The organism is Pseudoduganella guangdongensis (assembly GCF_009857475.1).
GTDB classification, from domain to species: domain Bacteria; phylum Pseudomonadota; class Gammaproteobacteria; order Burkholderiales; family Burkholderiaceae_D; genus Rugamonas; species Rugamonas guangdongensis.
The window spans coordinates 44,786-69,663 of the sequence record NZ_WWCJ01000003.1; the positions used below are offsets into that span (position 1 = coordinate 44,786).

At 64.2% G+C, this 24,878-nt stretch carries 20 protein-coding genes; 14 read left to right on the top strand and 6 right to left on the bottom strand.

Translation table 11 applies throughout. The annotated features are described in order from the left end of the window. From GTP41_RS04615 to GTP41_RS04625, 3 genes are read left to right on the top strand one after another with little or no spacing between them, the layout of a single operon-like run. Nucleotides 1–2,133 carry an FAD-dependent oxidoreductase gene (locus GTP41_RS04615; RefSeq protein WP_161024406.1) on the top strand — a complete coding sequence of 711 codons (2,133 nt, stop codon included), beginning with the start codon at nucleotides 1–3 and terminating at the stop codon, nucleotides 2,131–2,133. A 1-nt stretch (nucleotide 2,134) separates the two neighbouring features. Further along, complete coding sequence (locus GTP41_RS04620) at nucleotides 2,135–3,223, top strand: CaiB/BaiF CoA transferase family protein (RefSeq protein ID WP_161024407.1); 1,089 nt, start codon at nucleotides 2,135–2,137, stop codon at nucleotides 3,221–3,223. Nucleotides 3,224–3,261: 38 nt separating this feature from the next. Next, nucleotides 3,262–4,200: an alpha/beta hydrolase family protein gene (locus GTP41_RS04625; RefSeq protein WP_202419623.1), complete on the top strand. Its 939-nt coding sequence runs from the start codon at nucleotides 3,262–3,264 to the stop codon at nucleotides 4,198–4,200. On the opposite strand, the gene GTP41_RS04630 is transcribed toward GTP41_RS04625, so the two are convergent. Beyond that, nucleotides 4,175–5,944 carry an allantoate amidohydrolase gene (locus GTP41_RS04630; protein ID WP_161024408.1) on the bottom strand — a complete coding sequence of 590 codons (1,770 nt, stop codon included), beginning with the start codon at nucleotides 5,942–5,944 and terminating at the stop codon, nucleotides 4,175–4,177. The genes GTP41_RS04625 and GTP41_RS04630 overlap by 26 nt on opposite strands. A gap of 52 nt (nucleotides 5,945–5,996) precedes the next feature. Beyond that, nucleotides 5,997–6,926 (bottom strand): LysR family transcriptional regulator, encoded by a 930-nt coding sequence (locus tag GTP41_RS04635; RefSeq protein WP_161024409.1) that lies wholly within the window; start codon nucleotides 6,924–6,926, stop codon nucleotides 5,997–5,999. A 113-nt stretch (nucleotides 6,927–7,039) separates the two neighbouring features. Between GTP41_RS04635 and GTP41_RS04640 the strand changes: the two genes are divergently transcribed. The 3 genes from GTP41_RS04640 to GTP41_RS04650 are packed head-to-tail and all read left to right on the top strand — an operon-like array spanning nucleotide 7,040 to nucleotide 9,943. Further along, nucleotides 7,040–8,248, top strand: coding sequence for a urate hydroxylase PuuD (locus GTP41_RS04640; RefSeq protein ID WP_161024410.1), 1,209 nt, complete (start codon nucleotides 7,040–7,042; stop codon nucleotides 8,246–8,248). After that, nucleotides 8,248–9,477, top strand: coding sequence for a M20/M25/M40 family metallo-hydrolase (locus tag GTP41_RS04645; RefSeq protein WP_161024411.1), 1,230 nt, complete (start codon nucleotides 8,248–8,250; stop codon nucleotides 9,475–9,477). Before GTP41_RS04640 ends, GTP41_RS04645 begins: the two co-directional genes overlap by 1 nt. Nucleotides 9,478–9,493: 16 nt before the next feature. Further along, nucleotides 9,494–9,943, top strand: a complete 450-nt coding sequence (locus GTP41_RS04650; RefSeq protein WP_161024412.1) for an acyl-CoA thioesterase — start codon at nucleotides 9,494–9,496, stop codon at nucleotides 9,941–9,943. A gap of 66 nt (nucleotides 9,944–10,009) precedes the next feature. On the opposite strand, the gene GTP41_RS04655 is transcribed toward GTP41_RS04650, so the two are convergent. Beyond that, entirely contained in the window at nucleotides 10,010–12,367 is a 2,358-nt protein-coding gene (locus GTP41_RS04655; RefSeq protein WP_229502734.1) for a S9 family peptidase, read from the bottom strand. A 142-nt stretch (nucleotides 12,368–12,509) separates the two neighbouring features. On the opposite strand from GTP41_RS04655, the gene GTP41_RS04660 reads away from it, so the two are divergent. After that, entirely contained in the window at nucleotides 12,510–13,850 is a 1,341-nt protein-coding gene (locus tag GTP41_RS04660; protein WP_161024413.1) for a S41 family peptidase, read from the top strand. Nucleotides 13,851–13,899: 49 nt separating this feature from the next. Here the strand turns inward: GTP41_RS04660 and GTP41_RS04665 are convergent, their stop codons facing one another. Then, nucleotides 13,900–14,379 (bottom strand): porin, encoded by a 480-nt coding sequence (locus GTP41_RS04665; protein ID WP_161024414.1) that lies wholly within the window; start codon nucleotides 14,377–14,379, stop codon nucleotides 13,900–13,902. A gap of 118 nt (nucleotides 14,380–14,497) precedes the next feature. On the opposite strand from GTP41_RS04665, the gene GTP41_RS04670 reads away from it, so the two are divergent. The 4 genes from GTP41_RS04670 to GTP41_RS04685 all read left to right on the top strand — a co-directional run bounded on the left by GTP41_RS04670 (nucleotide 14,498) and on the right by GTP41_RS04685 (nucleotide 19,605). Beyond that, on the top strand, nucleotides 14,498–16,813 hold the full coding sequence (locus GTP41_RS04670) for a DNA polymerase II (RefSeq protein WP_161024415.1): 2,316 nt from the start codon (nucleotides 14,498–14,500) through the stop codon (nucleotides 16,811–16,813). Between the two features lie 118 nt (nucleotides 16,814–16,931). Then, nucleotides 16,932–18,068 (top strand): 3D domain-containing protein, encoded by a 1,137-nt coding sequence (locus tag GTP41_RS04675; protein ID WP_161024416.1) that lies wholly within the window; start codon nucleotides 16,932–16,934, stop codon nucleotides 18,066–18,068. After that, a complete protein-coding gene (locus GTP41_RS04680; protein WP_161024417.1) occupies nucleotides 18,065–19,000 on the top strand; it encodes a WD40 repeat domain-containing protein in 936 nt (311 codons plus the stop codon). Before GTP41_RS04675 ends, GTP41_RS04680 begins: the two co-directional genes overlap by 4 nt. 11 nt (nucleotides 19,001–19,011) lie before the next feature. Next, a complete protein-coding gene (locus GTP41_RS04685; protein WP_161024418.1) occupies nucleotides 19,012–19,605 on the top strand; it encodes a hypothetical protein in 594 nt (197 codons plus the stop codon). Here GTP41_RS04685 and GTP41_RS04690 read toward each other — a convergent pair. Both GTP41_RS04690 and GTP41_RS04695 read right to left on the bottom strand, forming a co-directional pair. Then, nucleotides 19,552–20,094, bottom strand: coding sequence for a hypothetical protein (locus GTP41_RS04690; protein WP_229502735.1), 543 nt, complete (start codon nucleotides 20,092–20,094; stop codon nucleotides 19,552–19,554). The two genes, GTP41_RS04685 and GTP41_RS04690, sit on opposite strands and share 54 nt — an antisense overlap. 84 nt (nucleotides 20,095–20,178) lie before the next feature. Next, nucleotides 20,179–20,466: a hypothetical protein gene (locus GTP41_RS04695; RefSeq protein WP_161024419.1), complete on the bottom strand. Its 288-nt coding sequence runs from the start codon at nucleotides 20,464–20,466 to the stop codon at nucleotides 20,179–20,181. A 185-nt stretch (nucleotides 20,467–20,651) separates the two neighbouring features. Between GTP41_RS04695 and GTP41_RS04700 the strand changes: the two genes are divergently transcribed. Genes GTP41_RS04700 through GTP41_RS04710 form a run of 3 tightly spaced genes read left to right on the top strand, consistent with a single transcriptional unit; the run spans nucleotide 20,652 to nucleotide 24,871 of the window. Next, a complete protein-coding gene (locus GTP41_RS04700; RefSeq protein ID WP_161024420.1) occupies nucleotides 20,652–21,431 on the top strand; it encodes an SDR family NAD(P)-dependent oxidoreductase in 780 nt (259 codons plus the stop codon). Between the two features lie 3 nt (nucleotides 21,432–21,434). Next, nucleotides 21,435–24,419 (top strand): beta-galactosidase subunit alpha, encoded by a 2,985-nt coding sequence (gene ebgA, locus GTP41_RS04705; RefSeq protein WP_161024421.1) that lies wholly within the window; start codon nucleotides 21,435–21,437, stop codon nucleotides 24,417–24,419. Beyond that, a complete protein-coding gene (locus tag GTP41_RS04710) occupies nucleotides 24,416–24,871 on the top strand; it encodes a beta-galactosidase subunit beta (RefSeq protein WP_161024422.1) in 456 nt (151 codons plus the stop codon). Before ebgA ends, GTP41_RS04710 begins: the two co-directional genes overlap by 4 nt. The last annotated feature ends 7 nt before the right edge of the window (nucleotides 24,872–24,878 follow it).

A 24,878-nucleotide genomic window follows, 5' to 3' on the forward strand; every position in this document is an offset into this window, starting at 1 on the left:
ATGATTGATTACAGCCTGGATTCCCACGGCATCGCTACCCTGAGCTGGAATATGCCGGGGCGCAGCCAGAATGTGCTGAACGAGGAAAGCTGCGCCGTACTGTGCGAGCTGGTGGAACGTGTGGTAGGCGACAGCGCCGTGAAGGGCGTGCTGATGACGTCCGCCAAGCCTGACTTCATCGCGGGCGGCGACCTGGAGTGGCTGCTGTCCGCCAAGACGGCGGAAGCGTTATTCGAACGCGTGGTGCGCCTCGACCGCGCGCTGCGCAAGCTGGAGACTTGCGGCAAGCCGGTCGCCATGGCGCTGCCGGGCGTGACCCTGGGTGGCGGCCTGGAAGTGGCGCTGTGCGGGCATTACCGCGTGGCGGCCGATAATCCGAAAGCGCGGTTCGGCTTCCCGGAAGTGACGCTTGGCCTGCTGCCGGGCGGCGGCGGTACGCAGCGCTTGCCGCGCCTTGTCGGCATCCAGAAATCGCTGCCGCTGCTGTTGGAGGGCAAGCGCCTGACTGCCGCCGCCGCGCGCGAGCTGGGCATCCTGAATGAAGTCGTCCCGGCAGGCAGCGAGCTGGCTGCCGCGCGCGCGTGGCTGGAGGGGGCTATCGCCGCCGGCGGCGCGCAGCAGCCGTGGGACGTCAAGGGCTTCAAGATTCCGGGCGGCGCTGTCTCTGCGCCAGCCGTGCAGCAAGTCTTCATGGCGGCGAATGCCATGCTGCGCGCCAAGACCTTCGGCAATTACCCGGCGCCGCGCAATATCCTGTCCTGCGTGTACGAAGGCCTGATCACGGATATCGATACCGGCTTGATGACGGAGGCGCGCTACTTCGTGCAAACCGTGCTGTCGCCGGAAGCGAAGAATATGATCCGCACGCTGTTCTTCAGCATGAACGAGGCGAACAAGCTGGCCGCGCGCCCGGCGGGCGTGCCGCAGCAGAAGTACAGCAAGATCGGCGTGCTGGGCGCGGGCATGATGGGGGCGGGCATCGCCTATGTCGCCGCCAAGGCGGGCATCGACGTGGTGCTGGTCGATACCGCGCAGGAGGCGGCGGAACGCGGCAAGGCCTACTCGGCTGGTCTGCTGGCGAAGCAACAAAAGCGCGGCCAGGTCACGCCGGAGAAGGCGGAAGCGCTGCTGGCGCGCATTACGCCAACCACCGACTTCGCGCTGCTGGCCGGCGCGGAGATCGTGGTGGAGGCGGTGTTCGAGGACCGTGCCATCAAGGCCGACGTGACGCGCCGCGCGGAGGCGGTGCTGGCGGCCGAAGCGATCTTCGCTTCCAATACTTCCACGCTACCGATCAGCGGCCTGGCGGAAGCCAGCGCGCGCCCGGCCAACTTCATCGGCCTGCATTTCTTCTCGCCGGTGGACCGCATGGCGATTGTGGAGATCATCGTTGGCAAGCAGACTTCCGATGCGACGCTGGCGCGCTCGATGGACCTGGTGCGTGCGCTGGGCATGGCGCCGATTGTGGTCAACGATGCGCGCGGCTTCTACACCAGCCGCGTGTTCTCGACCTATGTGCTGGAGGGGCTGGCGCTGCTGGCGGAAGGCGTGTCGCCTGCGCTGATCGAAAACGCCGGCCTGCAAGCCGGCATGCCGGTCGGCCCGCTGGCGCTGACTGACGAAGTTTCCTCAGAATTGATCTGGAAGATCGACCGCCAGACCCGCATCGACCTGGGCGAAGCCTATAGAGCGCGCCCCGGCCACCAAGTTGCCGCGCGCATGGTGGAACTGGGCCGCATCGGCAAGAAGGCCGGCAAGGGCTTCTACGACTATCCCGACGATGGCAAGAAGTCCTTGTGGGGCGGCCTGGCAGGGCTGTTCCCGCGCGCCGCCGTGCAGCCCGACGTGGCAGCCGTGGTCGAACGCCTCATCGTCGTGCAGGCGGTGGAAACGGCGCGCTGCATGGATGAAGGCGTGCTGCGCTCCGCACGCGACGCCGATGTCGGTGCCATCCTCGCCTGGGGTTTCCCGCCCTTCCGGGGTGGCCCTTTGAGCATGATCGACAATGCCGGCGCCGCAGCTTTTGTGGCGCAGTGCGAAAGGCTGGCGGCGGCGCATGGTGAGCGTTTCGCCCCACCGGCGCAGCTGAAGGCCATGGCGGCCAGCGGCGCCGCTTATTACACGGAGCGTTGATATGGGTGTGCTGTCCGGCGTCAGGATTGTGGAGATAGCGGGCATCGGTCCGGGACCTTTCTGCGGCATGCTGCTGGCGGATTTGGGCGCGGAGGTGATCGTGGTCGAGCGTCCCGGTGCGGCGGAAATCCCGACGGCGGGCATCCTGCGCCGCGGCAAACGTTCGCTGGCGCTGGACCTGAAAGCGCCCGGGGCGGTCGATACCGTGCTGGCCCTGATCGAGGACGCCGACGGCCTGATCGAAGGCATGCGGCCGGGCGCCATGGAGCGGCTCGGCCTGGGGCCGGATGTATGCCTGGCGCGCAATCCGCGCCTTGCATACGGCCGCATGACGGGCTGGGGCCAGCAAGGGCCGTTGGCGCAGGCGGCAGGGCACGACAACAACTACATCGCGCTGTCCGGCGCCCTGCATTATGCGGGCGCGGGCGATGTACCGCCGGTCGCGCCGCCAACGCTGGTGGGCGACCTTGGCGGCGGTGCGCTCTATCTCGCGCTGGGCATCGTGTCAGCCATCCTGCACGCGCGCGGCGGCGGCAAAGGGCAGGTGGTCGATGCCGCCATCGTTGATGGTTCTGCGCATATGATGAACCTCTTGCTCGACCTGACGGCGACGGGACTGATGCGCGAGCAGCGCGCCGCCTCGGTACTGGACGGGCCGCACTGGTTCAACACCTACCGCTGCAAGGATGGGCGCGATATCACAATCGGCGCGCTGGAGGCCAAGTTCTACCAGCTGCTGCTGGAAAAACTCGGCCTGGCCGGCGACCGCCGCTTCGCCGCCCAGCATGCGGCGGGACAATGGCCGCTGCAGCGCGCCGCTTTCGCCGAACTGTTTGCCATGCGCACGCGCGACGAGTGGTGCGCGCTGCTGGAAGGCAGCGATGCCTGCTTTGCGCCGGTGCTGGCGCCGTCCGAAGCGGCGCGCCATCCGCATTTGCAGGCGCGCGGCACGTATTCGACGGACGGGGTATTGCAGGCCAATGCGGCGCCGCGCTTCAGCGGCACACCCGCGCCGGTGGTGCCGAATGCGGTTCCCGCCGTGGGCCAGCACAATGAAGAGATCCTCGCACGATTGAATCGCAAGGTGTAGCAGTTGCTGGACGATGCGGGTTAGAATCCGCCTTTTTCATGAAATTCAAGCAACTCGTCCTCGCCTTGCCGCTGGCCTGCCTACTGCAGCTGGCTTCCCACGCGAATGCCCAGCCTGCGCAGGAATCGGCCCTGGTGCAGGCGCGCCAGGGTTTTACCACCAAGATCATCCGCCAGGGCGAGAAGTATCCCGCCATTCCCGCGCCGCCAGCAGGCGTGTTCGAACGGGTGCAGTACAAGTCCCCGGTGGGCGCGCTGGCGGCGTACATTACGCCTAAGCCGGAAGGCAAGGGCAAGTACCCTGCCATTATCTGGATCACCGGCGGCGACAGCAACTCGCTGGACGAGATGTGGACGCCGAAGCCGCGCGAGAACGACCAGAGTGCAGCCGCCTACCGCAGGAAGGGGCTGGTGCTGATGCTGCCTAGCCTGCGCGGCGGGAACGATAATCCGGGCCAGCGCGAAGGCTTCTACGGCGAAGTGGACGATGTGATCGCAGCGGCGGATTATCTCGCCAGCCTGCCGCACGTCGACCCCCAGCGCATCTACCTGGGCGGTCATAGCACCGGCGGCACGCTCGCGATGCTGGTGGGTGCCAGCACCAACAAGTTCCGCGCCATCTTCGCCTTCGGCCCGGTGGCGTCGGCCAGCTACTACGGCGCGAACTACAACTACTACGACTTGAAGAACATCGAGGAGATCAAGCGCCGCGCGCCGATCCTGTGGCTGGATGCGGTGCGCAGCGACATGTATGTACTGGAAGGCGCGGTCGGCGGCAATGTGGAAGACCTGCATACCATGCGCCAGAAGAACCTGAACCCAGCGATCCGCTTCCGCGAAGTGGCAGGCAAGACGCACTTCAGCGTCCTGGCACCGGCCAATGAAATGATCGCCGAGAAGATCATCGACGCCGCCAACGGCGGCGAAGAGGTCGAGATCACTAACGCCGATATCAGGGAGCTGGCGCGTAAGAAGTAGCGAAGTTGCGCAGGAAGTCGAGCAGCACCTGGGCTGCGACTTCCGCGTCATCGGCAGTCATCGTCTCCAGCGGATTGTGGCTGATGCCGCCGTTGCCGCAGCGCGTGAACAGCATCGCCACATCGGCCAGCGCCGCCATCGCCATGGCGTCATGACCGGCGCCGGACAGTAGGTCGAAGCGCGGCAGGCCGGCGCGCTGCACGGCATCACCCAGTTGCTGCATCAGCCAAGGCGCGCAAGGCGCCGCCCGGGCTTCCACGATTTTCTCCACTTTGAACTCGATGGCGCGGCGCGCGCAGATGGCGGCCAGGCCATCCAGCACATCGCGCACGGCCGCTTCGCGCACCGCATCGTCGGCCGCGCGGATGTCGAGCGAGAGCTGGCAGGCGCCGGGGATCACATTGACCGAGCCGCCTGGCACCTGCAACTGTCCCACGGTGCCGACTAAAGCTTCGCCCTGGGCGCAGCGCTGCTCGACCAGCAGCACGATCTCCGCCGCTGCCGCAGCAGCATCCTTACGCATATGCATAGGCGTGGTGCCCGCATGGCTGGCCACACCCTGCAGCTCGACCAGGAAGCGCGAGCTGCCGGCAATGGCCGTCACGACACCGACCGGCAGGCCGCGCTCCAGCAGCACCGGGCCCTGCTCGATATGGACTTCGACATAGGCCGCGATATCCTCGCGTCGCCGTGCAATGGCGGGGATGGCGGCCGGGTCGTGGCCCGCCGCCGCCAGCGCCGCGCGCATGCTGGTGCCGTCCGCGTCGAGCGCATCGAGCAACGCCATGTCGAAGTTGCCGGTGACGGCGTTACTGCCCAGGAAGGTACTGCGGAAGCGCACCCCTTCTTCTTCCGCGAAGCCGATCACCTCCAGGTGGAAGGGCAGCGCCTCGCCCTTGTCGCGCAGGTGGCGCACCACGGCGATCGGCAGCAGGATGCCGAGGCGGCCATCGTACTTGCCGCCGTTGCGCACCGTGTCGTAATGCGAGCCGGTGACGATGGTCTTGGCGCCCGGCGCATCGGACAGGTAGCGGCCGGTGACGTTGCCCACCGCATCGATGTCAGCCTGCATGCCGGCAGCGCGCATCCACGAAAGAAGCTGCGCGGCGGTGGCGCGGTGCGCATCGGTCATGTAGGCGCAGGTAAGCGCGTCCGGCTCATCGCTCCACTGTGCCAGGTCTTCCGACCACTGCATGATTTGCGGGCCGAAGGCCAGCTGCACGTCCAGCAGGTCATTCAAGCGTATTTCAGCGATGCGATGGATCTGGCGCAGGCATTCCGCCATTTCATCCGTACGCTGGTTTTTCAGGCGGCGCGCAAAGGTCGCGATGACGGCCTCGCGCGTCAGCCCCTGTCCCGTCGGACCCTTCACCGCCAGGATGAAAGGGAAGCCGAACTTTGCGTTGTAATCCGCGTTCAATTGGTGCAGCCGCGCAAACTCCTGCGCGCTGCACAGGTTCAGGCCTGACTTGGCCTGCTCGCTGGTCGATTCCGCCGTCAATTGTCCCGCGACGGCCGCCTTGCCCGCCAATTCAGGATGGGCCCGGATCAGCCCAAGCTGTTCCGCCTCGCTGGCATTGGCAACAACCGCCTGCAAAGCCAGCTTCAGCGCCGCCAGCGAAGCAAACGGCCGCCGCCCCGCCGCCCGTTCCGGAATCCAGGGCGAATGCTCGTAAATCCCCCGCAGATGCTCAACAAATTCAGCCGCATCGCAAGAGTTCAATTCCAGAAGAGTGGTCGTCATTGCCGATATTCCTTTTTTGTCCACTTTGGGGTCAGGAAGAAATGTGGACATTTTAGAGGGCGCGGGCGGCGGCGGTGACTTGGTCGCGCAGCCATTTGTGTTCGGGGGCCTGGTGCACGCGTTCGTGCCAGAGCTGGTAGAAACGCATCGGGGGGAATTTGACCGGTACGTTGAAAAACTTGAGCGGCAACGAGTTTTCGTAGAAGCGCAGGAACTGGCGGCCGGTGGTCAGTACCAGGTCGGTCTGCGCGAGCATGTAGGGAATCAGGCTGAAATAAGCTGATTCCACGGCGACGTTGCGGCGTAACCCTTGCCGTTCGAGGAAGGCGTCGATCACACCGCCGTAGCCGGGCACCATCTGCGATGGGGCGACGTGGGGCAGGGTGAGGTAGTCTTCCAGCGTCATGGCGTCGCTTTCGGTGCGCTTGGCGTACGGGCTGGCGGCATGCATGGCGCAGATGATCGGGTCTTCGAACAGCTTGGAAATATGCAGGTGCTGCGGCGGTTCGTCCCAGTTGGCGATCACCAGGTCCATGTCGCCGTCCGACAGCAGGCGCAAATAGTCGGTGCCGGGGCCGATGGAGTGGATCACGACGCGGCTCTTGGGCGAGCCTCGGCGTAGCATTGCCACCACATTCGGCAGGAATTGGCTGTCCAGGTAGTCGGGTGCGGCGATGTTGAAGGTGCGCGCTTCCTCCTGCGGGACGAAGGGGGTCTTTTTGACAAACAGCGATTCGGCTTCGTCCAGGATGCGCTTGGCCGGCTTGAGCAGGCTTTCGCCGTGCTGGGTCGGCACCATGCCGCGCGCGCCCCTTACCAGCAAGGGGTCGCCAGTCAGTTCGCGCAACTTGCGCAGCGAGGCCGAGATGGAGGGCTGCGGCTGGTTCAGCTTGAGCGCAACACGCGATACGTTCTTCTCCACCAGCAGCAGGTAGAGGATGCGGATCAGGTGGATATCGAGGTGTTGCGGTAGGGCGGACATCTTGCTTACGTATATGAAATCGAATATCTTGAATATACGACATATTTCATGATACCGAAACCTGAAAGCGCGTATCTTGGCTAGATTGCCACCTTTCTAACTCAAGGATTTGCATGGAATACCTGCTGCCCTATGGCCTGGAATGGGCCAACCTGCTGGTGCGTTGGCTTCACATCATCACCGGCATCGCCTGGATCGGTGCGTCGTTCTATTTTGTGTGGCTGGATAATTCGATCCGTCCTCCGGCTCCGGGCTCGGACCTGGCGAAGAAGGGTGTCTCGGGCGAGTTGTGGGCGGTGCATGGGGGCGGTTTCTATAACCCGCAAAAGTATCTGGTGGCGCCGGCGGAATTGCCGAAGGAGCTGCATTGGTTTAAATGGGAGGCTTATACCACCTGGCTGTCCGGCATTGCGCTGCTGACGATTGCGTATTACTTCAATGCGCAGGCGATGATGGTGGATAAGCAGGTGGCGGATATCTCCAGCCTGCAGGCGGTCGGCATCGGCATTGGATCGCTGGTGCTGGGCTGGGTGGTGTACGACGCGCTGTGCCGCTCGCCGTTAGGCAAGAACGAGAAGTGGCTTGGACTGGTGGTGTTCCTGCTGCTGGTGGCCGCGGCATATGGCTTGACGCAGGTATTGAGCGGGCGCGCGGCCTTTATCCATATCGGTGCGATGATCGGCACCATCATGGTGGCCAATGTGGCGATGCTGATTATCCCCGGCCAGCGCAAGATGGTGCAGGCGATGCAGGCGGGCAGCCTGCCGGACCCGATCCACGGCGTAAAGGCGAAGCAGCGCAGCGTGCATAACAATTACTTTACGTTGCCGGTGCTGTTCATCATGATCAGCAACCACTATGCGATGACGTACCAGCATAAGTATGCGTGGCTGGTATTGGGCATGATCATGGCGGCGGGGGTGTTCATCCGCCACTTTTTCAACCTGCGCCATAAGGGCCGCATCGAGTGGCGCTATCCGATGATCGGGCTGGCGCTGCTGGCGGCGGTGGCGGTGGCGATTGCGCCGTCCAGGCCGGCGCCGGCCAAGGCGGTGGCCTATCCGGCGGCGCAGTTCGCGAAAGTGAAGGCGATTATCGATGCGCGCTGCCTGTCCTGCCACGCTGCGGCGCCGACCCAGCCTGGCTTTGCCACGGCGCCGGCGGGCGTATTGTTTGATACGGACGACCAGATCCGCCAGCGCGCGGCCCAGATCCACAAGCGGGCGGTGGAGCAGAAGGATATGCCGATCGGGAACCTGACGAATATGACTGATGCGGAGCGCGCTGAATTAGGCGCGTGGTTTGCCGCGGGAGCAAAGTAATGAACCAACAAATCACCCAATGGATTGATGACCACTTCGATGAGGAAGTGGCCTTGTTGCAGCAAGTGCTGCGCGTGCCGACCGATACGCCGCCTGGCAACAACGCGCCGCATGCGGAGACCGTGGCGGAACTGGTGAAGGCCTATGGCTGGAACGCGGAGAAGCACGCGGTGCCGGAGCAGGAGGTGCGCGCCTACGGCATGGAGTCGATCACCAACCTGATTATCCGCCGCCCTTACGCGGCAGGCGGCCCGACCATCGCCTTGAATGCGCATGGCGACGTGGTGCCGCCGGGCGAGGGGTGGACGTATCCTCCCTACGGCGGAGTAATCGACAAGGGTTATATCTACGGCCGCGCGGCAGCGGTGTCGAAGTGCGATTTCGCCACCTATATCTTTGCCGTGCGTGCGCTGGAGGCGTTGGGTGTGAAGCTGAAGGGCGGGGTGGAGCTGCACTTTACCTATGACGAGGAATTCGGCGGCTTGCTCGGCCCCGGCTTCCTGCTGCGCGAAAAGCTGACCAGGCCGGATTATGTGATCGCGGCGGGCTTCAGCTACAACATCGTCACGGCGCACAACGCTTGCCTGCAACTGGAAATCACGGTGCATGGCAAATCGGGCCATGGCGCCATGCCGGAAACCGGGCACGATGCGCTGCAGGCAGCGGCCAGGATCCTGAACGCGATCTACGGCCAGCTGCCGGAACTGAAGAAAATCAAATCGAGCGTCCCGGGCATTGACTCGCCGACCATGCTGGTGGGCCGCATCGACGGCGGCACCAATACCAATGTGGTGCCGGGCAAGGTGGTGATGAAGATGGATCGCCGCATGATCCCGGAGGAAGACCCGGTGGCGGTGGAGGCGCAGGTGCGCAAGCTGATCGAAGATGCGGTGCAGGGCGTGCCCGGCATCCGCCTTGAGATCAAGCGTCTGTTGCTGTCGCACGCTTTGCGTCCGCTGCCGGCGGGTGAAAAACTGGTGGCAAACCTGCAAAAGAATGCCAAATCGGTACTGGGCGAGGATATCCCTGCCGTCGGCACGCCGTTGTATGCCGATGCCCGCCTGTATGGCGAGCATGGCATTCCCGCTGTACTATATGGTGCCGGGCCGCGCAGCGTGCCCGAATCGAATGCCAAGAAGGCGGATGAAAAACTGCTGCTGGAAGATTTGCGCAAGGCTACCAAGATCGTGGCACTGACTTTGCTGGACTTCCTGGCGGCCGAGGGCTGATTACGAAGGAGTCACGATGTTTGAGCGCAAGATGATGGCCGGTTGGGGCGATATGGATTTCAACAGCCATATGGCCAACACGGCCTACCTGAATAAGGCGGGCGATATCCGCATGCTGTTCCTGGCGGAGAATGGCTTTCCGATGGCGGAGTTCAAGCGCCTGAACATCGGTCCGGTGGTGATGAAGGATGACATCTCTTATTCCAAGGAAGTGCTGCTGCTGGACCAGATTACGGTGACGCTGGCGGTGGCGGGCTTGTCGCAGGATGGCAGCCGTTGGCAGCTGCGCTCGGATATCTATCGCAGCGACGGCAAGCTGGCTGCGCGTATCAATAGTTCGGGGGGATGGCTGGATTTGACGGCGCGCAAATTGGTGACGCCGCCGCCGGCTTTGCTGGCTGCCTGGCAATCGCTTTACCAGACGGATGATTTTCAGGTTTTGCCTAGTAGTGTGGCGAAACCTTGAGAACCAGGAAACCAGGGTACGCCCCTTAGGGTCGGACCCTGGTTTTCCGGTTTCAGCGGTTCTGAATCACTTCAGCGTGCGCTCGAACAGCTGGTAGATGCGGCGGTACTGGTCGTACCAGCTTTCTGGCTGGGTGTAGGCGTGGCGTTCCAGCGGGTAGGCCGCAAGTTCCCAGTTATCCTTTTTCAGCTCGATGAAGCGTTGCGCCATGCGCACCGAATCCTGGAAGAACACATTGTCGTCCACCATGCCGTGGGCGATCAACAGGTGCCCTTTCAGCTTGTCCGCGTACTCGATCGGCGAGGACTTGCGGTAGGCTTCCGGATCGAGATCCGGGGTGTTCAGGATGTTGGCGGTGTAGCCGTGGTTGTAGGTGGTCCAGTCGGTCACCGGGCGCAGCGCGGCGCCGGCCTTGAACAGTTCCGGTTCACGAAGCAGCGCCATGAAGGTCATGAAGCCGCCGTAGCTGCCGCCGTAAATACCCACTTTGCTGATATCGCCCTGGTGGTTGGCCGCCAGCCATTTGACGCCGTCCACATAGTCTTCCAGTTCCGGGTGGCCCATCTGGCGGTAAATCGCGGTGCGCCAATCGCGGCCATAGCCTTTGGATGCGCGGTAGTCCATATCCAGCACGATGTAGCCTTTTTCCACCAGCAGGTTGTGGAACATCTGCTCGCGGAAGTATTGCGGATAGCGGTTGTGGGTGTTCTGCAGGTAGCCCGCGCCGTGCACGAACAGCACGATCGGGTATTTCTTGCCCGGTTCCAGCGTGGCCGGGCGATACAGCTTGGACCAGATCGGCGCGCCGGCATTGTGGGTGGTCGGCACGGCCACCATCTGCGGCTGGATCCATTCACGCGCCTTGAATTCGGCGCTGCGGGTATCGGTCAGCTTGGTGGCGGCGCCGCCGGCGGCTGGCACGGTGGCCAGCTGCGTTGGCACGTAGGCCGAGGAGTAGTGCACCAGCAGCTTGCGCTGGTCGGGCGACAGGGCGAATTGCTCGACGCCGCCGTTCAGCTGCGTCACCTCGCGCACGGTGGCGTCCTTGGCGGAGGCTGCGCATACTTCGTACTGGCCGGGAGTGCGGCGGTTGCACAGCATGTAGGCCAGGGTGCCGTCGCCGTTCCAGGTGATGTTCGAGGCTTCCCACTTGCCGCTGGTCAGCGCGCGCTGCCTGCCGCTGGCGTCCAGGGTGTACAGGTGCGAGTAGCCGCTTTCTTCGGACATGAACCACAGGGTGCTGTTGTCCGGCAGGTAGCCGAAATCGTTGTAGGCGTAGTTGATCCAGGCCTTGTCGGTCAGACGATGCAGCGACTGCAGCTTGGCCGCCGGCAAGTCGATGGCGGCGATCCAGCGGTCCTTGTTGTCCACGGTGCGCAGCATCACGGCAGCCTTGGCGCCGTTGTCGCTCCAGGCGATGCCGTCGCCTTCATCGGTGGCCAGGCGGGTGGCGCGGTTGCCTTTCAGGGCCGGCTGCTTGGCCGCTTCGCGCAGGCTGGCCAGCGGGTCGGTGCTAATCCCGGGCAGGCTGTCGAAGGCCAGGTCCTTGATGGTACCGGTGCGCAGGTCAACCAGCTTGAGCGACTGCGCCAGCGGCAGGTTGCGGCCGACGCGGGTGCGCTGGTCGTCGAATTCCTCGTAGCCCGATTCGGTCACGTAGCGCGGCATTTTGCCGACGCGGCCGTTCTCGCTTGCTTTCGGGGAAGTGGCGACCACCAGCCAGCGGCCGTCCGGCGAGAGCGAGGAGGCGTCGATCGATACTTTCTCGCCGAAGTAGAGCGGGGCCGGGGCGCGGGTGGCGTCGGCCTGGCGTTCCTCCTTGGCGCGCGCGCGCGTTTCGTCGCGTTCGTCCTTTTGGCGCTTGAGGGTGGTGATCAGGCGCAGCTGCATTTCGCGCAGGTAGTCTTCGTCCGGTGCGGCGGCCGGGTCTTTGGCGGCGCGCGGCAGGGCCACCGGCGATACCAGGCGTTCGGCGCGGCTCCAGCTGAACCAGTCGTTGCCGACCTTGAACTGCACGCTGGCACCGTCCGCCGAGTACTGCGGGGCGGAGGCGTTGGCGGTGCCGCGGCTGATCTGCACCAGGGCGCCCGATCTCAGGTCGCGTTCAAACAGGTCGCCGTTGCGCAGCACGATGGCACGCGTGCGCTCACGGTTGAAGACCAGGTTCGGGCTGTCCAGGTTGGCCAGCTCGGCGTCTGGCACCAGGCGCGGTTTGTCGCCGGCCTGGAAGGTGTCGCGCAGCGAGGAGCCGACGCGCTTTTGTTTATAGAAGATCTGCTTGCCGTCCCAGCTCCACCACGCGGTTTCCACGGGTGTGCCGATCCAGTCCGGATGCGACATGGCCTGGTCGAGGGTGATTGGGGTTTGGGCAAATGCGGGGGCTGCCAGCAAGGCTGCCAGCAGGGGGAGGGCAAGTCGGCGCATAGTCTCGAAATGTGAAGTGGTTTTTTCGAGGAAGCATTCTAGCAGCCAGCCCTGCCACGGAAAGTATCAGGCTTGTAACAAGGTGGCGTGCTTGCCAGCTTGGCACTAGAATGGCGTGCATTCAGCAAAACCAGGAGACAAGATGGCAAAAAGCCATGTAGCAGCGCTGGTACTGGCCCTGGTGGCCGGCGGCGCAATGGCGCAGCAGCAGCCTGTAATGAATTGGGAATCCGCCGCGCTGGCGGGGGCCTACAAGGAAAACATCAGCGAGGATGAAAAAGTCGCCGGCCTGTCCAAATTGTGGTCGGAAGTGAAATATAACTTTTTCGACACCGCCACCCTGGAAAAGCTGGACTGGGACAAGCTGTACCTGGAGACCTTGCCGCGTGTGCGCGCCACGCGCAGCACGGAGGACTATTACCGCGTGCTGACCGAAACGGTGGCCAAGCTGAAAGACGGCCACACCAACGTCTTCCCGCCGCAGGAGCTGCACGCGCGCATGTTCGGCGTGCCCCTGCTTAAAACGCTGCCGATTGAAGGCCGCGTCATCGTGACCGAAGTGTACGACCCAGGCCTGCGCGCCAAAGGCATCATGCCGGGCGTGGAGGTGGTGTCGATCGACGGCTCGGACGTGAAGTCCTACGCCGCGCGCGAAGTGGCCCCTTATGTCAGCGCCTCCACCCCGCAGGACCGGGAGCTGCGCACCTTCGGCTACCAGCTGCTGGGCGGCGCCGAGGGCAGCGCGGCGCGCATTGTGTTCCGCGACGCGGCCGGCAAGCAGTTCGAGCAGCAGGTGCCGCGCGTAAGCCGCGCGGCGCGCAAGGCGGCCGGCGCCAATCCGCCGTCGTTCGAATTCAGCATGCTGCCGGGCGACGTGGCATATGTGGCGCTGAACAGCTTTGAAGACGACAGTGCCGCCGACGCCTGGATGGCGGCCTTCGACGAAATCGCCAAGTCCTCCGCGCTGGTGATCGACGTGCGCCGCAACGGCGGCGGCAATTCGATGGTTGGCTACAAGATCCTGGCCACGCTGGATACGCAGGCGTTTATGACCAGCCGCTGGGCCACGCGCGACTACAAGCCGTCCTGGCGCGCCTGGGGCAAGGAGATGCCGATGTATTCCGAAGCGCCGGACGTGATGCAGCCGGATCCCAAGCGCCACTACGCCAAGCCGGTGCTGGTGCTGACCAGCGCGGCCACCTTCTCGGCGGCCGAGGATTTTGCCGTGGCCTTCGACGGCATGCAGCGCGGTGCGCTGGTGGGCGAACCGACGGGCGGCAGCACCGGCCAGCCGCTGTTCATCAAGCTGCCGGGCGGCGGCGCCGCGCGCATCTGCACCAAGCTCGATACCTATGCCGACGGACGCGCCTTTGTCGGCGTGGGCGTGCAGCCGCAGCATGCCGTCAAACCGACCGTGGACGGCACGCGCGCCGGCCGCGATGAAGTGCTGGAGGCGGCGCTGGCGCAGTTGCAGGCCAAATAAAAAAGCCGCCAGCCCAGCGGGCGGCGGCTTTCCTTTCAAGCGCTAGCGCTTAGAAAGCGTAGGAAACACCCACGCTCAGGTTTTTGCTGTCGCTGGATGGACGCTGGTATTCAACGCGTGCGCTGATTTGCTTGTTGATGTTGTAGCTCACGCCTACACCCAGCAGCAGGCCGTCATCGTTGCCGTTGCCAGCACGGGTTTCTACTTTGATGGTGTTGAAGCCGATACGACCGAACACGGAAACGGCGCCCACCGGTGCGGAACCGATCAAGGAAATTGCGGTTTGCTTCGCTTTGAAGAAGCCATAGCTGTATGCAGGGAAGCGGCCCAGTTCACGGTAGCCGGCTTCCAGCGCCACGTTTTGGTTGACTTTTACGCCGGCGAATACGCCGTAGCTATTGTCGTTGCTGTAGTCGTTAACGCGGGTCACGCCGGTGTCGGCGCCAACGTAGTAGGAGACTGGTTCAGCTGCGGTAGCGGTGAAAGAAGTGGCTGCCATCAGGGCGGCGGCTGCGATGTGCTTGATCATGATTATTTCCTATTTCTATGTACTTTGCCTCGCGTTGTTGCGGGGCAACATTGAATTTTAGCAAGCCCTTTTCACTAGTGCAAGTTTACTGTGTGTTCATACAGTATAATTTCGGCTTATGCCTGGATTTATCCTTACCCGCGCCTGGCGCGATGCCCGCGACGGCACTGAAATCGAGTTCTGGCTCGCCACCGACGACGGGCCGCGCAAGGTCCTGCTGACCGAGCAGGCCTCGGTGGCCTTCGCCGACGCCGCGCTGCGCGACACCATCGCCACCCTGGCCGCCGGCATGTCCGGCATCGACCTGCGCGAGGTGGGGCTGAAAACCTTCCAGCGCGAGCCGGTGGTGGGCATCTACGCCAGTCATTACAAGCAGTTGCTGGCGCTGGAACGCAAGCTGGGCGAGCGCGGCATCCGCCTGTACGAGGCCGATATCAAGCCGCCGGAGCGCTACCTGATGGAGCGCTTCATCACCGCCGGGGTGAAAGAGGAGGGCGGCAAGTTGCGCCCCGCGCCGGAGTACCGCCCGCGCCTGCGCATGGTGTCGCTCGATATCGAAACCAGCGCTTTCGGCGAGCTGTATTCGATTGCGCTGGAAGGCTGCGGCCAGCGCCAGGTCTACATGGTGGGCGAAACGCCGGCCGCCGCACCGCAGGTGGACTTCGACCTGGAGTACTGCGCCACGCCGCGCCGCGCCATTGAAAAGTTGAACGAGTGGTTCCGCCGGCACGACCCGGACGCGATCATCGGCTGGAGCGTGGTGCAGTTCGACTTGCAGACGCTGCAAAGGAACGCGGAAAAGTACAAGGTGCCGCTGCTGCTGGGGCGCGAGGGCCGCCCGGTTGAATGGCGCACGCACCAGGCGCGCGACGGCTATGTGTTCGCCACCATCCCCGGCCGCATCGCCATCGACGGCATCGAGGCGCTGCGCGCCGCCTCCTGGAGCTTCCCCTCCTTTAGCCTGGAAAACGTGTCGCAGGCCTTGCTGGGCGAGGGCAAGGAGATCGGCAGCGACTACGACAAAATGGCCGAGATCGAGCGCCGCTTCCGCGAGGACAAGCCGGCCTTGGCCACCTACAACCTGAAAGACTGCGAGCTGGTCACGCGCATTTTCGAGAAGACGCGGGTGATGGACTTTATCCTGGAGCGCTCGCACGTGACCGGGCTGGTGCCGGACCATATGGGCGGATCGATTGCCGCCTTCAACCACCAGTACCTGCCGCGCATGCACCGCGAAGGCTATGTGGCGCCGAACGTGGGCGAGGTGCCGGCGGTGGCGTCGCCCGGCGGCTTTGTGATGGATTCGCGCCCCGGCCTGTACGACTCGGTGGTGGTGCTGGACTTCAAAAGCCTGTACCCCTCCATCATCCGCTCCTTCCTGGTCGACCCGGTTGGGCTGGTGGAGGGCGGGGCCGAGGCGGAGGACGGCGGCGACACCGTGCCCGGCATGCGCGGCGCCCAGTTCTCGCGCACGCGCCACTGCCTGCCCGCCATCACCACCCAGCTCTGGCAGGGGCGCGATGCCGCCAAGCGCGAGAAGAACGACGCGCTGTCGACCGCCCTCAAACTGCTGATGAATTCGTTTGTCGGCGTGCTGGGATCGACCGACTGCCGCTTCTACCATCCGCAGCTGATTTCCTCGGTGACCCTGCGCGGACACGAGCTGCTCAAACTTACGCGCGAGCTGGTGGAGAAGGAGGGCTATGAAGCGATTTACGGCGACACCGATTCCATCTTCATCTGGCTTAAGCGTCCGCACGAAACGGAGGAGGCGCTGGCCATTGCGCGCGGCCTGGTCGCCAAAATCAACCAGTGGTGGCGCGACCGCCTGCGCCGGAAGTACAAACTCGATTGCTACCTCGAAATCGAATTCGACACTTACTACCGCAAGTTCTTCATGCCCACCATTCGCGGCACGGAACTGGGCAGCAAAAAGCGCTACGCAGGGCTGACCAGCGACGGCGATATGATCTATCGCGGCCTGGAAACCGCGCGCAGCGACTGGACGCCGCTGGCGCAGCAATTCCAGCAGGAGCTGTTCACGCGCATCTTCAAGGACGAGCCTTACCGCGACTACGTGCGCGAGTATGTGCGCAAGACGCTGGCCGGCGAGCACGATGCGCTGCTGGTCTACCGCAAGCGCCTGCGCCACCGGCTGGATGAATACCAGGTCAACGTGCCGCCGCAGGTGCGCGCCGCGCGCCTGGCCGATGAATTCAACAAGGCGCAGGGCAGGCCGCTGCGCTACCAGAACGGCGGCCGTATCAGCTACGTGATCACCACCAACGGGCCGGAGCCGCTTGAGGTTCTGCGTTCGCCAATCGACTACCAGCATTATCTGGATAAGCAGCTGCTGCCGATCGCCGATGCGATCCTGCTGCCGTTGAAGGAGAGCTTCTCGGCGCTGACGACGGCGCAGCAAGCCTTGTTCTAGCGCCGCGCTCGCCTGGGAAATCCGAACCCGGATATAGGAAAAATTACCCAATAATTAAAATAGAAAAAAAGCCAAGGCCCTCCTAAGCTGAGTTATGAAACTCAACGGAGGACAAGCCATGAAGATCCATTGCATGGGGGGATGGCTCCTGCTCTTGGTGGGCGCATCGGCAAAGGCAGCCGACTGCACGGTGCCCGGCACCTGGACCGATATATTCGGCGGCCAGTTTGCGATCACGTCGGCACTGACGGGGACGGGCAAGTTCCCGTATTGCTCGGCAAACCACAGCTTGAGCATTACGCTGAACGGCACGACCGGCTTTACGGTGCGGGCGCGCTACAACGGCGGACAGGATTGCCAGGGCTTTTCCGAGACGCTGACGTTTGCCTCCGATTGCATGACGGCTAGCGGCACCTACCGGAATGACGACGGCAGCAGCGGGGCGGACACCTGGAACAAGACCGGCCCCTTCATTTCCCTGGCGCGCACCACGCTCACCACAGCGCGCGCCACCGGTACGCCGACGGGCGGCAGCTTCGCCTTTGGCACCGAGGCTATCAGCGGCAGCAACCATGCCGTGGTGGCCATGGCCAACGGCGTTACGCCGACCAGCAATCCGAACGACATCACTTTCACCGCCCCGGCATCGGGCGGCGCACCCACGCCGGGCGGCCTGGCGCGGCTGATTGCGCGCTACCAGCTGAATGGGGCAGAGGCGCGGAATAACCTGAACCGCGTGGCGACCTTCGGCATGTCCTGCTATATGCTGGCGCTGGAATCCGACTACGGCACGCAGCCGAACGCCTGCAGCGCGACCACCATCTACGGCACGCGCTATTCCGGCACGGTGCTCAATCCGGGCGGCCTGCAGGGCACGTACTGCGCCGCGTTCATCGCCAATGTTCGCTTGCAGGGATCGGGGCAATTGAATGGCGGCGGCTATATCAACTACAACGTCAATACGCGGCAGTTCGTGGCCGTGGCCTCGGTCAACGGCGCCGATGGGACGCCCGTGGTTGCGGGGCAGACTGTGGCGCGCGACCGGGCAATCATACCGGGCCGCGGCGTGCTGGTGGATGTCGATGGCACGGGGACCGGCTTGCTGGCCAACGATACGGGTGGCGCGATCCGTGGCTACCGGCTGGATCTTTACAATGGAGCCGGCAGGGCCGCTTGCGCCGGTTACGCCAATCCGCTTGGCGTTGGCGCCTGCCAGACGCCGCAAGCGTCCTGCCCGGGGAGGGAGATGCAATGAATGCCCTGCTAAACCTGTTCATCCCGCTCATCGCCGCCGCTGCCGCTGCCGCCGCTGCCGAAACGCCGGCCCTGCGCACAGCGGTAGTGCGGGGCGATGCGATTTGTATCCAACGCTCCGGCGCGGCCGCCACATGCTTCCAGCAAAACGGGCGCAGCAAAGCACTGCCGGTCTGGTCGCCCGACGGCCAGCGCCTGGCCTATTGGGAAGAGGGCAAGCTGAGCATCATCGATCAGCATGGCCAGTTGCTGCTGCAGAGAGTGGTCAAGCCGGTCGCGGCGGGCGAGGTGGCGGGCGGGATGCGCGTCGCCGAGGCCATGGAATGGCTCGACGGTGGCCGTCTGGTCGTCAGCGGCAGCGTCAACCCCACCTCCACCGAATACCTGGTCTTCGACGCGGCGAGCGGGCAGCAGTTGTCCGCCCTGGCCGATGATTGGTATGGCGCCGCTTTCTCGCCGGACGGCCTGCATGTCGCCACCATCGCCGGGCGGCCACATTTCTCCGGCAGGGCGCAGCGGCGGTCGACGCTGCTGGTTGACGGCAGGGCGGTGTTCGAATCGGCGGACGGGCGCGTGGACTTTACCGGCCGTCCCGTATGGTCCAGCGACAGCCGGCAGCTATCGGCGCCCATGTCCGATGAGCAGGGCCGGAACTACCTGCTGCGCTGGAAGACCGGCGCCGCCCATGCCATGCTGCAGCCGATGCTGGCGGCAGCAGCAACACCGGCAGCGAAAGGCAGCGCGCCGGGGCAGCGCCAGGGCGCGGCGTTGCCGCCGGCGCAGGAGCGCAACGATCCCTTGGGCGCAGCCCGCAGCATGCGCCGTGCGCTTCAGCGGGAAGCCGGCGTGCTGTCGGGACGGGCCGACTGGTGGTGCCAGGACTGCGCTTTGTCCCGCCTGCCGCGCCGCACCGCCCTTGATGATTCCGACTGAAGGAGGCTGCCATGAAACGCCTGATTTGCCTCATCTTGTGGCTGTTCGTTGCGGGCTATGCCGCAGCCGGACCCTTGCGCTACACCCTGACGGGTAGCGCCGATGGGACGCTGGGCGGCGTCGGGTTCACCGGCGCCGGCATCCAGGTCACGGCGCTGGGCGATGCCGACGATGTCTTCGAGATTGACCAGGGAATCTGGCTCTTGCCATTGCCGCACCTCAGCGTCGTGCTGGCAGGGCAGGCGCCATTGTTCGCGCGGGAGCAGGTGTTTTTCTTCGTCAACCAGAACAACGGGACAGCCGGCTTCCTCGATCAATTCAATGGCGACTTCCTTGATTTCAGCGCCGCCGGGCTGGCGGGATTTGACGGGGCCCATGCGTTCGGCCCGGCGCCGGCATCGCTTACCCTGCTGGTGCCTGTTGCCACCACGGGCGGACTGCTGCAGCTGGCATCGTTCGACAACGCGCAATTCAGCGTGGTGGAGGCGGTCGTCGGGCTGCCGCTTCCAGGCAGCGCGTGGCTGCTGCTGGCCGGGCTGGCGGCGTGGGTCTCAGCGGCCGGGCTGCGACAGGCGCATGACCCATTTGGTGAAGAAGAGCAGTAGGACAGTGCCGAAAAAATCGCCCAGAGCCATCACGGCGAAGCTGTGCAGCAGATGCTCGCGGCCTTCATACAGGGCGAACCAGATGTGGTGCAGCAGGGGGCTGGCCAGCGAAAAGGCCACAGCGCAAACCAGCACCTGCAGCGGCGACAGACTGGCCAGTGAGCCCTTAAGGTCCAGCCAGCGCCTGGCGCCCAGGTAGACCAGGTAAGGCGCGACACTGGACAGCAGGCCGCCGGCGAAAGCGCGCACCGGATCGTCCGGGAAAAGGAAGAGGAAGCAGTACAGCCACGACACCAGCAGCAGCCCGATTGCGCCAGCCTCCGCAAAGAGCAGGGTGGCCAGCAAGCGCACCCCGGCCGGCAGGTAGATCCAGTTGATTCCTTCGGCGAATTCCAGCTGCTTGAACATCAACTCATTGATGAACAACGCGGCGCCATACATGACCATCGTGGCGATGATCATCGCGTAATTCTGGCGAAGGTTGGTCATAGAATCGCTTTGTCATGGACGATGCTGTAGATCTTACCGAAAATGCACGTCCTGTTGCAACCAACTATATAAAAACCAGCGTTGTCAGCTGCCTGCCAGGGGCGTACCGAAGACGCCCACGGCCAATTCCATCCAGACCGCCAGCAGGCCGATGCCGAGTACGATCGCCAGCACGGCTTTCTGCGCCCTGTCGTGCATGCGGCTGGCCAGCAGCACGTAACAGGCGCCCATGCCGGCCAGCAGCGCGCCCGCGAGGATGAAATCCACCAGGGTCCAGCGCACCTCGTCGGTGAACTGCATTGCCGCCAAAGGGATCAACAGTAGCGCGCCGGTGCCGAGGCCGACGCAGGCCAGCTGCCTGGGAATTGCCATGATGCTCTCCTGCTTGTGTGGAGAACCTAATGTATTCCGCGAATGTGAAGCCATGATGCGCCCGGTATGCGGCGCGGTGCTGCCATGCATTAGCCAAGGTTATGCATGCGATGCAGAGGATTCATTTGTGGGTGCATGAAAAAAAGGGCAACATGGCACGACAATCAAAACAGCGGAGACGGTACATGCAACAGACGGGTGAACTGGCAGGGAAAGTGGCGTTGGTGACTGGCGGCGCTTCGGGCATTGGCCGCGCCACGGCGGAATTGTTTGCGCGCGAGGGGGCCACGGTGCTGATCGCCGACCGCGACGGGGCAGCCGGCGAACTGGCGGCGGCGGCGCTCGCCGCGAGCGGGGCGCGCGCCTCCTTCATCCGCACCGACGTGGCGCTGGCGGCGGACTGCGAAGCGGCCGTGGCGGCAGCCGTGGCGCGCTACGGCCGGCTCGATGTGTTGTTCAACAACGCCGGGATTACCCGCCGCGCCAACGTGGTCCATACCACCGAGCAGGAATGGGACCAGGTGATGGCGGTGAACGTCAAATCGATCTTCCTGATGTGCAAATATGCCGTGCCGGTGATGCAGCAACAGGGCGGCGGCAGCATTATCAACACCGCTTCGGGCTGGGGCCTGGTGGGCGGCAAGGATGCGGTATCCTACTGCGCTTCCAAAGGCGCAGTGGTGATCATGACCAAGGCCATGGCGGTCGACCACGGCCCGCAGAATATCCGCGTCAACTGCGTCTGTCCGGGCGATACCGATACGCCCATGCTGCGCAATGAGGCGCAGCAGCTTGGCCTGGAACAGAACGCCCTGGTGGCGGCTGGCGCTGGCCGTCCGCTGATGCGCGTGGGCCAGCCGCCGGAAATCGCGCAGGCTGTGTTGTTCCTCGCATCGGATCGATCCTCCTTTGTCACCGGCGACGCACTGGTGGTGGACGGCGGCGGCCTGGCCGGCTCCGCATAAACCATGAACAAGTGGGAGAACCACCAGCTGCTGGGGGAGAACCGGCTGCCTCCGCACGCCTATTTCTTCGCCTACGCCGACGCCGACACTGCGCGCAGTTTTGAGCGCGAGCGTAGCCGCCGCTTCCTGTCGCTTAGCGGGGACTGGCGCTTTGCCTGCTTCGACCATCCGCTGCAGGTGCCGCCGCAGTTCTATAGCGAGTTTATGGATGGTTGGGGCACGATCGAGGTGCCGGGCATGTGGCAGATGCAGGGCCATGGACAGCTGCAGTACACCGACGACGGCATGCCGTTCCCGGTGGACCCGCCCTACGTGCCATCCTCCAACCCGACCGGCGCCTACCAGTGCCGCTGGACCTTGGGGCCGGAATGGCGTGGCCAACGCGTGGTGCTGCGTTTCGACGGCGTGGAGACGTATTTCGAAGTCCACGTGAACGGCAGCTATGCCGGCATGAGCAAGGGCAGCCGGCTGGCGGCGGAATTCGACATCACCGACTTTTTGGTGGACGGCGTTAACCTGCTCAGTGTGCGCGTGCTGCAATGGGCCGATTCCAGCTACCTGGAAGACCAGGATATGTGGTGGACCGCCGGCATCTTCCGCGATGTCTACCTGGTAGGCAAGGGCGCCATTCACCTGCAGGATGTTTGCGTGCAGACGCGTTTCGATGCCGGCTACCGCGACGCCCGCCTGTCCTGCGCGGTCGCCGTATCGGCAGCCGCCGGGTGGCGTCTTGAGTGGGCATTGTTCGACGGCGCGCGCGAACTGCAGCGCGGCGGAGGCCGTGAACTGGCGTGGGAGGCCAATGTGCCGGAGCCGCGCCAGTGGAACGCGGAAGACCCCTATTTATACCGGCTGGAGATCAGCCTGTACGACGATGCCGGCACGCTGCTGGAAGTGGTGCCGCTGCGGGTCGGCTTCCGCGAGGTCGAGGTGCGCGACGGTTTGATGCACGTGAATGGTCGCTACCTCAAGCTGCATGGCGTGAACCGCCACGACAACGACCATCTGCGCGGCCGCGCCGTAAGCATGGCGCGCGCCGAGCAGGATATCGTGCTGATGAAACAGCACAATATCAACTCGGTGCGCACCGCGCATTACCCCAACGATCCGCGTTTCTACGAGCTATGCGACCAGTACGGCCTGTTCGTGATGGCGGAAACCGATGTGGAAACGCACGGTTTCGTCAACATCGGCAACCTGAGTCAGGTCACGGACGACCCGGCGTGGGAGGCGGCCTTCGTCGACCGCATCGAGCGCCACGTGCACGCGCAGAAGAACCATCCCTCCATCATCATGTGGTCGCTGGCGAACGAATCCGGCTACGGTTGCAATATCCGCGCGATGGCGGCGCGTTGCCGCGAGATCGATCCCACCCGCTTGATCCATTACGAGGAAGACCGCGACGCGGAAGTATGCGACGTGGTCAGCACCATGTATTCGCGAGTGCAGATGATGAACGCCTTTGGCGAGTACCCGATGGACAAGCCGCGCATCCTGTGCGAATACGCGCATGCCATGGGCAACGGGCCGGGCGGGCTGTCCGAGTACCAGGCGGTGTTTGACCGGCATCCGCACCTGCAGGGGCATTATGTATGGGAGTGGTGCGATCATGCCATCCTGCAGCCCGGCGTGCCGGGTCGGCCGTTCTATGCCTTCGGCGGCGATTACGGCGACTACCCGAACAGCGGCAATTTCTGCTGCGATGGCCTGATTTACCCCGACCAGCGGCCGGGCCCAGGGCTGCGCGAGTACAAGCAGGTGATCGCCCCGGTGAAGGTGCGCGCCATCGATGCCGCCGCCGGCTTGCTGGAAGTGGAGAACCGTTACTGGTTCAGCAGCCTGGATGGCATCTGCCTGCTGCTGCAGGTGAAAGCGGAAGGCGAACTGCTTTGGCAGGACCGCCTGCCGTTGCCGCCGCTGCAGCCGGGGCAGCGCCAGGAACTGCGCATTCCCGCGCCGCCTGCCGGTCACGCGCGCTGCCACCTGAATGTGCATGTGGTCCGCGAGCAGGCGACAGCTTTTAGCGCCGCGCAGCATGAGCTGGCGCGGTACCAGTTCGCGCTGCCAGTACCGGCCGCACCGGCACTCGAACTAGTGAATGCGCCCCTGGCGCCGCCTGCGCTGACCGAGCATCGCCTGGAATACCGCGTGGAAGGCATCGGCTTCCACCTGGTGTTCTGCAAGCTGACCGGAAGGCTGACGGAATGGGAGGCGGGCGGCATGGCGCTGCTGGCAAGGCCGCCGCAACTGGCCTTCTATAAACCCTGCATCGACAACCACAAGCAGGAGAACGAAGCGCTGTGGCTGCCGCAGCACCTCAACATCATGCAGGAGCACCTGCGCGGCATGGAGGTGCTCCGCCATGACGATGCGCTGGAGGTGATTGTCGATTGCCAGGTGGCGCCGCCAGTGCTCGGCTACGGCATGCGCTGCCGCTACCACTATCGCGTGGACGGCGCGGGACGGGTGCAGCTCACCCTGTCCGGCAAGCCGTACGGCGGCATGCGCGACATGATTCCGAAGATCGGCCTTGCGCTGGGTGTGCACCGCCAGTTGGAGCAGGTCGAGTACTTTGGCCGCGGACCCGGGGAGAATTACCCGGACAGCAAGGCCTGCAATATCATCGACCGCTATCGCAGCGCGGCGGCCGACCTGTTCGAGCACTATCCCAAGCCGCAGGACAATGGCAACCGCATGGATGTGGCTTGGGCCAAGCTGCAGCGCACCGACGGCAAGGGGTTGCGCATCGATGCGCCGCAGGGAATGAACTTCAGCGTGTGGCCTTACAGTGCGGAGCAGATCGCTGCCACGCGCCACGACAATGCTCTGCGCGAGGAAGGCTTCTGGACCGTCAACCTGGATTACAAGGTGAGCGGCCTGGGTTCCAACTCCTGGGGTTCCGAGGTGCTGGACTCCTACCGCGTGTATCTGGAGGAGTTCAGCTACCGGCTGGACCTGTCGCCGCTAAATGGGGAGGACCGCGCATGATCATCGTCAACAGCGTGGAGGAGTTCGGCCAGCGCTACCATTCGGCGAAAAGGTGGCGGCGCTGCATGGAGGCCATCGCCAACCTGCACCGGCTTAATCCCGGTGTGTGCCATTCCATCGGCGATTCCCTGGTGTACCGCCTGGTGGATGGCGCGGCGCCCGCAGCGGAGTGCTTTACCGGCAACCGGCGCTACGTGGAGATCCACTACTACCTGTCTGGCAGCGAGACGGTGGCCTATGCGCCCAAGCCGGGCTTGCAGCGCCTGGCGCCGTACAGCGACGAAACCGACCGCGAGACATTCAGCGGTGCGGTCGCGGGGCGTCATGCCGCCAGTCCAGGCCAGCTGCTGATCTTTGACAACGACTACGCCTACCAGCTGCTTGGTTCAGACCACCTGCGCAAAATGGTGCTGATGGTGACGATAGAAGGCGCGACTTTCCACAATAAGTGAGTTGAGC

Excerpts from the sequence above, each read along its gene's own strand:
- GTP41_RS04685 (WP_161024418.1), top strand. The coding sequence starts at position 19,012 with ATGAAACGCCTGATTTGCCTCATCTTGTGGCTGTTCGTTGCGGGCTAT.
- GTP41_RS04645 (WP_161024411.1), top strand. The coding sequence starts at position 8,248 with ATGAACCAACAAATCACCCAATGGATTGATGACCACTTCGATGAGGAA.
- GTP41_RS04670 (WP_161024415.1), top strand. The coding sequence starts at position 14,498 with ATGCCTGGATTTATCCTTACCCGCGCCTGGCGCGATGCCCGCGACGGC.
- GTP41_RS04680 (WP_161024417.1), top strand. The coding sequence starts at position 18,065 with ATGAATGCCCTGCTAAACCTGTTCATCCCGCTCATCGCCGCCGCTGCC.
- GTP41_RS04660 (WP_161024413.1), top strand. The coding sequence starts at position 12,510 with ATGGCAAAAAGCCATGTAGCAGCGCTGGTACTGGCCCTGGTGGCCGGC.
- GTP41_RS04640 (WP_161024410.1), top strand. The coding sequence starts at position 7,040 with ATGGAATACCTGCTGCCCTATGGCCTGGAATGGGCCAACCTGCTGGTG.
- GTP41_RS04635 (WP_161024409.1), bottom strand. The coding sequence starts at position 6,926 with ATGTCCGCCCTACCGCAACACCTCGATATCCACCTGATCCGCATCCTC.
- GTP41_RS04665 (WP_161024414.1), bottom strand. The coding sequence starts at position 14,379 with ATGATCAAGCACATCGCAGCCGCCGCCCTGATGGCAGCCACTTCTTTC.
- GTP41_RS04615 (WP_161024406.1), top strand. The coding sequence starts at position 1 with ATGATTGATTACAGCCTGGATTCCCACGGCATCGCTACCCTGAGCTGG.
- GTP41_RS04675 (WP_161024416.1), top strand. The coding sequence starts at position 16,932 with ATGAAGATCCATTGCATGGGGGGATGGCTCCTGCTCTTGGTGGGCGCA.
- GTP41_RS04630 (WP_161024408.1), bottom strand. The coding sequence starts at position 5,944 with ATGACGACCACTCTTCTGGAATTGAACTCTTGCGATGCGGCTGAATTT.
- GTP41_RS04695 (WP_161024419.1), bottom strand. The coding sequence starts at position 20,466 with ATGGCAATTCCCAGGCAGCTGGCCTGCGTCGGCCTCGGCACCGGCGCG.
- GTP41_RS04710 (WP_161024422.1), top strand. The coding sequence starts at position 24,416 with ATGATCATCGTCAACAGCGTGGAGGAGTTCGGCCAGCGCTACCATTCG.
- GTP41_RS04625 (WP_202419623.1), top strand. The coding sequence starts at position 3,262 with ATGAAATTCAAGCAACTCGTCCTCGCCTTGCCGCTGGCCTGCCTACTG.
- GTP41_RS04655 (WP_229502734.1), bottom strand. The coding sequence starts at position 12,367 with ATGCGCCGACTTGCCCTCCCCCTGCTGGCAGCCTTGCTGGCAGCCCCC.
- GTP41_RS04620 (WP_161024407.1), top strand. The coding sequence starts at position 2,135 with ATGGGTGTGCTGTCCGGCGTCAGGATTGTGGAGATAGCGGGCATCGGT.
- GTP41_RS04700 (WP_161024420.1), top strand. The coding sequence starts at position 20,652 with ATGCAACAGACGGGTGAACTGGCAGGGAAAGTGGCGTTGGTGACTGGC.
- GTP41_RS04690 (WP_229502735.1), bottom strand. The coding sequence starts at position 20,094 with ATGACCAACCTTCGCCAGAATTACGCGATGATCATCGCCACGATGGTC.
- GTP41_RS04650 (WP_161024412.1), top strand. The coding sequence starts at position 9,494 with ATGTTTGAGCGCAAGATGATGGCCGGTTGGGGCGATATGGATTTCAAC.
- ebgA (WP_161024421.1), top strand. The coding sequence starts at position 21,435 with ATGAACAAGTGGGAGAACCACCAGCTGCTGGGGGAGAACCGGCTGCCT.